This is a genomic window from Cyclobacterium sp., assembly GCF_014762705.1.
In the GTDB taxonomy this organism is placed as follows: domain Bacteria; phylum Bacteroidota; class Bacteroidia; order Cytophagales; family Cyclobacteriaceae; genus Cyclobacterium.
Genome location: NZ_JABURL010000019.1, coordinates 1 through 11,381, shown reverse-complemented (window position 1 = coordinate 11,381; position 11,381 = coordinate 1). Strand labels below are relative to the sequence as shown.

General features: G+C 45.4%; 8 protein-coding genes and 1 pseudogene. 7 read left to right on the top strand and 2 right to left on the bottom strand.

Annotated features, from left to right (window positions below; all coding sequences use genetic code 11):
• The 4 genes and pseudogenes from HUJ21_RS02910 to HUJ21_RS02895 form a co-directional block, all read left to right on the top strand.
• A pseudogene (locus HUJ21_RS02910) lies at positions 1-2,342 on the top strand (hypothetical protein); the annotation flags it as partial.
• Positions 2,343-2,351: 9 nt separating this feature from the next.
• Positions 2,352-3,227, top strand: a complete 876-nt coding sequence (locus HUJ21_RS02905) for a tetratricopeptide repeat protein (protein ID WP_291367126.1) — start codon at positions 2,352-2,354, stop codon at positions 3,225-3,227.
• A gap of 43 nt (positions 3,228-3,270) precedes the next feature.
• Entirely contained in the window at positions 3,271-4,575 is a 1,305-nt protein-coding gene (locus HUJ21_RS02900) for an ATP-binding protein (protein ID WP_291367124.1), read from the top strand.
• A 49-nt stretch (positions 4,576-4,624) separates the two neighbouring features.
• Positions 4,625-5,407, top strand: coding sequence for a M15 family metallopeptidase (locus HUJ21_RS02895; RefSeq protein WP_291367122.1), 783 nt, complete (start codon positions 4,625-4,627; stop codon positions 5,405-5,407).
• Here the strand turns inward: HUJ21_RS02895 and HUJ21_RS02890 are convergent, their stop codons facing one another.
• Positions 5,408-7,153: a gamma-glutamyltransferase gene (locus tag HUJ21_RS02890; protein ID WP_291367130.1), complete on the bottom strand. Its 1,746-nt coding sequence runs from the start codon at positions 7,151-7,153 to the stop codon at positions 5,408-5,410. It lies immediately after the preceding gene.
• Positions 7,154-7,313: 160 nt separating this feature from the next.
• On the opposite strand from HUJ21_RS02890, the gene HUJ21_RS02885 reads away from it, so the two are divergent.
• Genes HUJ21_RS02885 through HUJ21_RS02875 form a run of 3 tightly spaced genes read left to right on the top strand, consistent with a single transcriptional unit; the run spans position 7,314 to position 10,283 of the window.
• On the top strand, positions 7,314-7,673 hold the full coding sequence (locus HUJ21_RS02885) for a DoxX family protein (RefSeq protein ID WP_366483558.1): 360 nt from the start codon (positions 7,314-7,316) through the stop codon (positions 7,671-7,673).
• Positions 7,674-7,685: 12 nt separating this feature from the next.
• The gene (locus tag HUJ21_RS02880; protein WP_291367120.1) at positions 7,686-9,026 is read left to right on the top strand and encodes a DEAD/DEAH box helicase; all 1,341 of its coding nucleotides are present in this window, start codon (positions 7,686-7,688) and stop codon (positions 9,024-9,026) included.
• A 27-nt stretch (positions 9,027-9,053) separates the two neighbouring features.
• A complete protein-coding gene (locus tag HUJ21_RS02875) occupies positions 9,054-10,283 on the top strand; it encodes an NAD(P)/FAD-dependent oxidoreductase (protein ID WP_291367118.1) in 1,230 nt (409 codons plus the stop codon).
• 81 nt (positions 10,284-10,364) lie between these two features.
• Here the strand turns inward: HUJ21_RS02875 and HUJ21_RS02870 are convergent.
• The coding region (locus HUJ21_RS02870) for an ATP-binding cassette domain-containing protein (protein WP_291367116.1) at positions 10,365-11,381 on the bottom strand (1,017 nt) is incomplete at its 5' end.

Below are 11,381 nucleotides of genomic sequence, written 5' to 3'. Positions count from 1 at the left end.
CCGGAGAAATCAGGTCAAGGCTAAAGCAAGCGATAGATGCTGTAAAGGCAGACCCCAACCAATCTGCTGAATTTGAAAGTGCTTTTCCCTACGGCACTTCAGTGGAGGAGATTTCGCGGTTAAAAAATGACTATGACATCACTTTTACCTCCAGAGAATTCACAAAAGATGTTTCTGGAAATCCAGAAGTTTATTGGGGGGCATTGGAGTTTGTGGATAACCCTCATTTGGAATTGCTTCAGGTAATGTCGCCGGCAGAAATGCAGCAAGAGGGTTTACAAGGTGGTAATCCCGATCACTTATTGATTTTTCCTGGTGCTACAGGTGGTAATTCGGTGCAAGTTCCCTGGGGAAGTGAGCGACCTGCCGGAGAATATGTAGATTTGTCTTCCTCTAATATTAAACTCTTCGCAGAAAGTAGGATATCTCTACTTGGTGCTTCTTTTAATCCTGTAGGTTTAGAGAATTCAGGAAGTGTTGGTTTTCTGAAAGTAGAAGCTTTTAAATCGGATGGCAGCACCTTGTTACAGGTGGCAGGAAACAGTACATTTGATTGGACGCTTGACCCTATACCCGGACTAGAATATGGAGGGGCACTCAATAGGGCATCGGTGGCTGGATCAGTTAGGAATAGCCTGCGTTTACCAGGTCTTAGTCCTGTCCGTATTGATTCGGTTTCCGTTGATCCAGCGAAGGGACTAATGGCAAATGGAAAGGTACTTCCTACCGTTCCTCTTGTACAGGATGCGGATATTGACCTGGTGATTGACGGTGATAACATTCGGTTGAGAAAAATTTTTAATACGGGTGAATTTAACTTTCCGAGGCCTTTTAGTATCTCTGATAGCAGTCTTGAAGTGTTTGTTGGTACCGAGGGTCTGGGTGCAGAAGGAAATGTCAATTTCGGTATCGATCAGGTAGGAGATGGCCATATCAGTGCTACAGCCTCTACCTCTGGAGGCTTTGAATTGGAAGGAGCTTTTAATTTTGACTCGGAGCTTTTCGACCCGGCGGAAATCAATGTGGAATACAAGGAAAATACCTGGACCATCGGTGGGGAAATAGGTATACCGGAGGGCAAAGTCCGGGGGGTGAAGAGTGCGACCATTACTGCTACCTACAGCGAAAGTAATTTTGCGGCCACCGGAGAGGCCGAATTGGATATACCCGGCATCGAGCGGGGAAACATGGAGATTCAATACGGTGAATCAGGTTTTTCCATAGGGGGTAATTTTGATCTGAGTAGCGATATTCCCGGCATAACTGGAGGGAGTGTAGCGGCAAGGGTGGCTAAACCTGCCGGAGCTGAAACGTATGACGTATTTGTTTCCGGGACTGCCCAGCCCGATATACCAGGAATTAGCACTTCCCTGTCGGTTACCTACGAAAACGGAGCCCTGACCATTGAAGGGTCTGCTGCCTACAGCCGGGGCATGCTCAGCGGGCGCATTGAAGTTGGTGCCACCAACCGACCTATAGGTGAAGATGGACAACCTGCCGGAGAACCTGACGAAAACATGCGGGTATATGGGGGAGGGGAGTTAACCCTTCAGCTCACCCCATGGCTGGCAGCCACGGCCGGTGTCCGGCTCTTGCCCAATGGAGAAATTGAAGTGAATGCCAGGTTGGCTTCTGACAGTTACGAAGTATTCCGAAGGAGAGAAATCAACAGAAACCTGTTTAGGGTACCTACCATTGAAATCCCCTTATTTGCCATTCCATTAGGACCAAGAAGCATTGGCCTGGTAGCTCAAATCGGTGGAGGGCTTGACTTTACTGCTGGATTTGGTCCCGGAGAATTGCGCAACCTTTCCGCAGAAATCACCTATAATCCGGAAAGAGAAGACGAAACCACGGTCGCCGGTCATGGGGAATTTGCCATTCCTGCAGATGCCGGGCTTACCTTGCGGGGAGATCTGGGTCTAGGGATAAGTGTGGCCATTGCCAGCCTTTCCGGAGGAATCGAACTAACGGGCACCCTGGGACTGGAAGGAGAGGCACTGGCAGAAGTAGATGTCAACTGGAGTCCCCAAACCGGTTTGGCCCTGGATGCCAGCGGAAGGATTACCGTAAACCCAAAATTCATATTTGAAATCAATGCATTCGCCAGAGCCAGTTTAGGAATTGGTTTTCTTTCCATATCAGAAACCTGGCGGCACAACCTGGCGGCCTACGAGTGGGGTCCGGGGATACAATTTGGGATTGTATTTCCTGTGCACTACAGGGAAGGAGAACCTTTTGACATGTCATTTGATGATATTGAAGTGATTTATCCTGACCTGGACGTAATCGATATGGCAAAAGGCCTGGCATCGGACATAAAAAATGATTTATTTGCTTAAATTGGGGATATGGAAAAAGAAAAAGCCATTGCACTTAACAATGAGGGAGCCAAACACTTTTTAAACCAGGCATTTGAAAGTGCCATCTCTTGTTACACACAGGCACTTGAACTTGATCCGACCAATAGCTCTATTTTAAATAACCTGGGACTTTACCACCACCATCAAAAAGCCTATAAAAAAGCATTGGAGTTTTTTGAAAAGGCCATTCAAATTGAACCCAAGCCTACTTATATGGTCAATAGTGGAAACGCCCTGGCCATGATGGGCATATTTGCACAAGCAAGGGAAAGGTATCTTGATGCATTGAAACGAGATCCCGATCACCAAAGCGCCAGGGTAAGTCTGGCACAATTGGCGTCGCATACCGGGGACCATGAGTCAGCCATAGAAACCTGGGGAAAAATATTGGCCAGGAATCATGATACGGCTTATGTAATCCAATTGGCCAGGGTCTATATCAACATCAAGAAGTGGGAAAAAGCATTGCAGCAGCTGCATAGTATTCCGGCCAAAGAGGGAAATGCACTGGCCTGGTTTATGATCGGTCAGTGTGAATTTCAGCTTAAAAACCATGGCTTGGCAGAAAAAGCTTTTAAAATGGCTTTGGCTGATGATCCGGACCATGCAGAAATCAGGCAGCACCTGGCGGTCAATTACCTCGCTATGGGGGATTGGGAAAAAGGCATTAAGCACCTATCGACCATACTTCGCCTTGAGCCCCAAAATTATCAGGTAATGACCGAGTTGGCGGTAGTCTATTTGGGTAGGGGGGATCATAAAATGGCCGGGGATTGGCTGGATAGGGCCTTGCAGCTGAAACCTGATTTTAGCAAAGCCCTTCACTATAAAAAAATATTGGACCAATCTCAGGCACAACAATGATTGTTTTTTCTTTCCTTATTTGTCTGGTAAATACTTTCCGTTTATGAAGCAATTGATGGATTTTTTACGCCTGGTGATCAGGAGCCGGCTCGACCATGAATTGGGAAAAACGGAAACCCTTGAAAAACCCCAAATGGAGCTTCATTTTGATCCGGAGGAGTTTTTGGGCAAGACGATCAAAGATCTGGACATCAAAAACAGGGACCTTTTGTTGCTGGCACTCGCCATTGCACCTCATATGGATCCGGGATTATTGGGGAAAACTATCCAATCTTATTATCCGGAAGGTGCTGAATTTCCAGAATTTGGCGGTTGTAAAAGCAAGCATCACAGAGGCATCATCCCTACCGGAGAAACCTTGCTTTACTTACTGGCAGGAACAGATCCAGTCACCCGGAAAAAACACCTGGCAGTTTTTCAGGAATCGATCCTGTTCAGGAAAAACCACCTTTATTTGGGAGAAACCTTACCAGAAGAACCCTTTTATGCCGGAACGCTCTGTCTGGAGCAGGAGTTTGCCGATAAGCTCCTTTTGGAAGTTGTCCGCCCTCCAAAACCCAGCACGGGTTTCCCTGCTGAATTAATCGAAACAGCACTGGAATGGGAAGACCTGGTTTTGTCAGAGAAGACTTTATCCCAAATCAAGGCGCTGGAAAACTGGTTGACTTACAATGAGGAATTGATGGAAAGCTGGAAGTTGAGGAAAAAGGTCAAACCAGGTTACAGGGTGATGTTTTTTGGTCCCCCTGGCACAGGCAAGACGCTGACAGCCGGCTTACTGGGAAAATATACGGACAAAGAAGTATATCGCATAGATCTTTCCCTTATGGTTTCCAAATACATTGGGGAAACAGAAAAAAACCTTTCCCGCTTGTTTGAGAAAGCTTCGGGCAAAAATTGGATCCTGTTTTTTGATGAAGCTGATGCGCTTTTTGGAAAGCGCACCAACGTGCGGGATGCCCATGATAAATATGCCAATCAGGAGGTAGCCTACCTGCTGCAACGCATAGAGTCTCATCCTGGATTGGTGATTTTGGCATCTAACTTTAAAAGCAATCTGGATACGGCATTTACCAGAAGGTTTCAGTCCATCATTGATTTTGAAGCACCGGGAAGTAGAGAAAGATTATTGTTATGGGAGAAAAACCTGCCAGAAAGCATGGCTTTGGAAAATACCCTAGATATAAAAGACCTGGCCAAAAAGTATCCTTTAACTGGAGCCAATATCGTCAATATTGTACAGCAGGTGGGGCTGAGAACACTGGCCGCCGGAGCTGATTCCATTAGAGAGGATGTTTTATTGCAATGCATCCGTAATGAAATACAGAAAGAAGGTAAAATTCATTAAAATAACCAATAATTGGTTTATATTTAATGGTTTAAAATAAAAATATTGTATGAAAGAGAAAATCAAGCTTGCCCAGCAACTTCTGGCCGAGAAAGGCCACTACCAGGGAGGCATTGATGGAATTTTTGGTCCCAATACCCTTGGTGCGATTTATAAGGTGCAGGGAATTGATCACAGACTTCCCAATTCACGTAAAATCACCATGGTTATCCAAATGGGAGCCAAGGAAAAAGGGATTGATGCTGGTGCCATTGATGGGATGTGGGGGCCTCAGACCCAATTTGCCTTTGAGGAATTGGCCTTTCTAATGGAGCATGGGCGGAATAGAGGTTCCTGGAGACCTGAGGAAATGCCTGCAGCCAACAGGTGGCCCAGACAAAACTCCCCGGAATTCCATGAATTTTATGGGCAGCGGGGACAAAACCTGGTATCGATAGACGTACCCTACGAACTCAAAATTGCCTGGGATCTGCGGTATAGGGCCAGAAAAATCACCTGTCACAGAAAAGTTGCTGAAAGCTTATTGACCGTTCTGGAAAATGTACTTCAGGTTTACGGAGAAAACGACATACAGGCATTGCGTTTAAATCATTTTGGCGGCTGCTATAACAACAGGCTGATGCGGGGCGGGACCCAATGGTCCACCCATTCCTGGGGAATGGCGGTAGACTTTGACCCGGACAGAAACCGCTTGACCTGGGGTAGGGACAAGGCAGCATTTGCCCATCCCAGATATGATGAATGGTGGCGTTGCTGGGAAGAGGAAGGATGGGTCAGTCTGGGTCGCAGAAGAAATTTCGACTGGATGCACATTCAGGCGGCTGAGGTATAGTTACCAGCCAATGCCATAATCTTCTCCATGGTTACTGGCTCCGCCCCACAGGGTACCATGCTTCCAGTCAAACCAAATTGCAGTTATGGGGCCGGATGTGCGCTCCCGAAAATCCATTTTGTATCCCCTGTTTTGCAGATCTCTTCTGACCCAGGATGGTGTTTCTGATTGTAAAGTCAATGCTCCGGGTTTGATTTCATGGTTACCAAATGCCGCCTGCATCTGGTAACTATTGATATTTGGTGCTTCCACTGCCTGCTGTACGTTCATGTCAAACTCTACCATATTGAGGAAAAACTGCAAAAGGTTTTGGTCCTGGGTATCTCCGCCTTGTACAGCAAAAGCCATTAAGGGCTTGCCATCCTTCAAGGCCAGGGAAGGTGTGAGTGTTACCCTTGGCCTTTTTCCAGGAGCCACTACATTGAATGGATTGACCTCCTCATCCAGTACAAAACTCTGCATGCGCTGACTTAAGCCAATCCCGGTATTTCCTGCAATTACCGCCGGAATCCAACCTCCACTTGGGGTAATGGAAACTACCCAACCTTCTTTATCAGCTGCAACGATAGAGGTAGTCCCTGCGGTAAAGTCTTTCAGGAAACTGTCACTAACCTTCGCATCGGCATTTTCACTGTACTCAAAATAATTCTTGCTGTAATTTTCCAATTGGCTTTTAAAGGGATTTTCTTCACCCTGGAAGGGATAGGGATCCCCGGGATTTGCCCATGGGTCATTGTTTTTGTTGATCAATTTTGCCCTATCATTGGCATATTCCTTAGATAGCAATCCCTTCATAGGGCTTTTTGGAGAAAAAGCCGGGTCGCCATAGTAAAAGTCACGATCTGCAAAAGCCAGATTCATGGCCTGGTACAGGGTATGGATATAATTGGTAGAGTTAAATCCCATACCTTTCAGGTCAAAGTTTTCCAAAATATTTAAGGATTGCAGCAAAGCAGGACCCTGGGTCCACTCCTGAAGTTTGTAAACATCTATCCCTTTGTAATTGGTATGAAGGGGGCTTTCAATTTTAACCTTCCAGTTGGCCAGGTCCTCCATTAGGATCAATCCTCCCTGTTCCTGCACACTCCTGGTCAATTCCTCCGCAATGTCACCCTTATAAAACCGGTCGTAGGCTTCCTGCATGGCTTCTTCCCTGGATTTTCCTGAAGCCAGGGCCTTAGTTTCCGCTTCTACCAGCTTTTGCAGGGTAGCCAGTAAATCGTGTTGCTCAAAAATCTCGCCGGCATAAGGTGCCTCCCGCTCCTCTCCCAAATGAGGCAAGAAAACCTTTTTGGCATAGGGCCATTCCTTGATCATTTCCTTGTCTCTCTCAATGGCATTGGCGGTTTGGGCTTCTATGGGATAACCATTTGCCATCTCCATAGCTGGAGCCAATACTTCCTTTAAGCTTAATTTACCGTATTTGGAAAGCATGGTGATCAAACCACCGGGAGTTCCTGGAGTGACGGCAGCCAGAGGGCCGTAACTTGGCGGAAATTTCAAACCTTGTTTTTTGTAAAATTCAGCCGTGGCACCAGTAGGTGCTACACCCAAAGCATTTATGGCAATGACTTCCCCGGTATGTGGATTGTAAATCAGCGCCTGGGTTTCTCCTCCCCAGCTCAATACATCCCACATGGTGCAGGTCGCAGCCAACATGGCACAGGCCGCATCAACAGCATTCCCTCCTTGCTGAAAAATCATAGCCCCTGCAGTTGCTCCCAGAGGTTTACCCGTGATGGCCATCCAATGTTTTCCGTGCAGTACGGGTTTTTGCGTCTGTTGCCCCCTGATTTCTTGCGAAATGACAGCTGTCAGCACCAAAGTGGAAAAAAAATACAGTAATAGGCGACTAAATTTTTGTATTACCATTTTCATGTTCTAATTTTAAAGCATAAAGAAATTTATGCAATTAATTTTTATGGATGAAATATTTCTTTATGCAATGGCAATTTTTTATGTAACGGCTGGTCTCATGCATTTTGTGAAGCCGAAGTTATATATCAGTATCATTCCTCCTTACATCCCGCAACCCAGATTGGTAAACAGGTTGGTGGGATTTATTGAAGTGGTATTGGGATTGGGCCTGGTTTATGAACCCTCCCGAGCTTTAGCTGCCTACGGCATCATCCTATTGTTGATTGCAGTATTTCCGGCCAACCTGTACATGTACCAACGAAAGAACAAAGGGCTTCCAAAATGGTTGTTGTTTTTAAGACTTCCCTTGCAGTTATTACTGATTGGCTGGGCATATATTTACACTTAAACTGATAAAAAATTGACATTTAGTGAATTTAATTTTGTTGCCGAACTCCAGGAGGGCTTAGATGCCATGGGTTTTGAAAAACCCACACCCATTCAGGAACAAGCCATCCCTTTGATTTTAGCCGGCAAAGACCTGATAGCCACTGCACAGACTGGTACCGGTAAAACCGCTGCTTTTATTCTGCCTGTTTTGAATCAGATCAGTCAAAGCAAGAAAAAGGGAGTTAAAGTATTGATCATTGCCCCCACCAGAGAATTGGCGATACAGATTGATCAACAAATCCAGGGCCTGGCCTATTTCCTGGGAATCAGTTCTATTCCTATTTATGGAGGTGGAGATGGTAATACCTGGGAGCAACAACGGAAAGCACTGGAATTGGGGGCTGAGATCGTAGTGGCAACACCAGGAAGATTGATTGCTTTGCTTGCCGGGGGAAAGGTGAAGTTTGATGCTTTGGAAAACCTGATACTGGATGAGGCAGACAGGATGTTGGACATGGGTTTTTCGGATGACATCCTGACCATTATTCAGCACCTACCCAAAAAGAGGCAGACTTTATTGTTTTCTGCAACCATGCCTCCCAAGATCAGGAAGTTTTCCCAGCAAATCCTCCACGAACCCGAGCAGATATCCATAGCTTTAGGCAAAACAGCCAAAGGTGTAAGTCAATATGTATACCATGTTTATGATGGACAGAAAGAAGCCCTGGTCAACCATATACTCAAATCTCAGGATTTCCAGGCGGTTATTATATTCTGCTCCACCAAGGACAAGGTGAAATCCCTGTTTAAGATCTTGAAAAAACAGTTCCAGGTTGAAGCTTTTCATGCAGATCTGGACCAATCCGAAAGGGAAAAAATCATGTCCGCCTTCAAAAACAAATCTTTGAAGATTTTGGTGGCTACCGATATTTTATCCAGGGGGATAGATGTGGAAGACATTGAAATGGTGGTAAATTTTGATACCCCCAATGATCCGGAAGATTATGTGCACCGGGTAGGAAGAACGGCCCGAGCGGAAAAGAAGGGTAAGGCCGTTACCTTTGTCAATGAAAAAGACAGGTACAAATACCGCAATATTGAGAACCTTATTGGCCTGGAAATTGAGGTAGTTCCCAATCCGGATGAAATAGGTCCTGGACCTGATTTGAAAGCTGCCCATTCAGGGAAGTCCCATAGTAAAAGTGCTGGCGGGGGAAACCCAAAAGGCAAAAAAAATAAGTTTAAAGGCAAACCCCGTGGTAATCATAATGCCAAGCCCAGACAACAGGCCGAAAAGGGAGAAAAGCAAGCTTCTTCGGAAAACTCTCAGGATAACAAATTCAGGAAACGAAGAAATATAAAGGATGATTGAGGTTTTTAACCTTAAATGAAATTTGAAATGAATGACAAAAGCATATATATCATCGGAGCGGGAATTTCCGGACTGGTAGCAGCTATTGAGCTGGAAAAGGCAGGATATTATCCTGTTATCCTGGAAGCAAGTGACAGGATAGGTGGCAGGGTTAAAACCGATGAGGTTGATGGCTATTTGCTGGATCAGGGTTTTCAGGTCATGCTTACTGCTTACCCGGAATTGAGCCGGTACCTTGACCTGGAAAAGTTGAATTTGAAAAAATTCAAGCCTGGTGCTGTCATTTTTAAACCAGGAGCTACTTATGCGGTGCATGATCCTTTGAGGAATCCTCTTAAGCTATTTGCTATGGCTTTTTCAAAAGTGGGTACCATTTGGGATAAGTACAAAATGTATTCCCTGACCCAGGATCTGAAAGAAAAACCCCTGGATGCCATATTTTCGGCACCGCAGACAAGCACACAGGAATACCTGAAAAATTTCGGTTTTTCGGATAAAATCATTCAAAATTTCTTTGCCCCTTTCTTCAGGGGAATTTTCCTGGAAACCTCCCTTTCCACTTCTTCCCGAATGTTTGAATTTGTTTTTAAAATGTTTGCTGAAGGGCAGGCTGCCATTCCTGAAAAGGGGATGGGGCAATTGACTCAGCAACTCTTTGAAAAATTGGAGCATACGCAAATCCGATACAATACGAAGGTAGTTCGGGTGGAAAAGAATAAAATCATTCTGGAAGATGAAAATACCATTACAGCTGATGATATCATCATTGCAATCCCTCCCGGAAAATTAATAGGTCAGGAAGAAACTGCCTTTCATGAAGTTACCAATATTTATTACACCTTACAGCAATCCTTTATAGGAAGAGCCATGATAGGCCTTGTACCGGATGATAAATTTCTGGTCAATAACCTGGTGTTTTTGACAGATGTGAGTCCCGGATATGCCAGTGATGGCAGGGCGCTCTTATCAGTGTCCGTCATAAAGGATATCAAGGGAACCGAAAACCCGGAGCAATTGATTGCATTGGAATTGGAAGCCCTTACAGGGATCAATGCTAGCTATTTCCAGCATGTGAAAACCTATACCATTTCCAAGGCTTTACCAGTAATCAAAGATGCCAAACACTGGATTCCCAGGCAACATACCAAACTGTATGATCATGTTTACCTTGCCGGAGACCATTTGTTAAACGGCTCAATCAACGCTGCCATGACTTCAGGCAGATTGGCTGCCGAAGCAGTAATTACAGGAGAATAGTAGCTTGTTCTTTCTTTGCCGGGGACAGCGTAAAGGCAATTTTTTAAAATCATTAACCTTTGTTTTTGGCTTAACTGGACGCTAAATCCTTGCCTGAAAGGTGTACAGGTCATAGTATCTTCCTTCGGTAGCGATGAGTTCTTCGTGTCTTCCTCTCTCCACTATTTTTCCCTTTTCAATTACCAAAATCTGGTCGGCCTGGCGTATGGTGCTCAACCTGTGGGCAATAACAAAGGTTGTTCTCCCTCTCATCAAACGTTTAAGACTGGTCTGTATGTAGTTTTCGCTTTCAGCATCCAAATTACTCGTCGCCTCATCCAGTATTAAAATCCGGGGATCTGCCAATATGGCCCGGGCTATGGCCAGACGCTGTCGCTGTCCTCCGGATAGTTTGATGCCTCTTTCACCGATGACGGTTTCCAGTCCCTTTTCAAACTGATCTGTAAATTGATTCACATAGGCAGATTCTACGGCTTCCTGCAGTGCAGCCTCACTGGCATCGGGTCGGGGAAAAAGGATGTTTTCCCGGATGGTTCCTTCAAAAAGAAAATCATCCTGCAGTACTACACCCAACTGGCTCCTGTAAGAATCCAGATCAACCTGGCTGAGATCTTGCCCATCTATGGTAACCAGCCCGGCGGTTGGATTCAAAAAGGAGGCGACCAAACCAGAAATGGTTGTTTTTCCTGAACCGGAACTCCCTACCAATGCGGTAACAGATCCCGGCCTGGCTTCAAAGTCAATGCCCTTGATGACTTCATTGCCAGCTTCGTATCCAAAATGAACATCCTGGAAAACTACGGATCCTTCAATTTCCGGCAATCGGATATTTCTTTTGGCAGGATCGGCTTCAAGTGGCAGATTCATTAGTTCTTCTGTGCGATCCAATCCTGCAAAAGCCTCCGTTAACTGGCTGCCGATATTACTCATTTGAAGGATAGGAGCAATCATAAAACCCAATAGCAGCGTGAACGCAAGAAAATACCCAAAGGTCAATTGTTCTTCAATGATCATGTAGCCACCAATACCCCTGATGCAGGCAGTTACCAACACAAGTAAACAGGTGACGGCGCTGGTAACAAAAATTGTTGCAGTAAG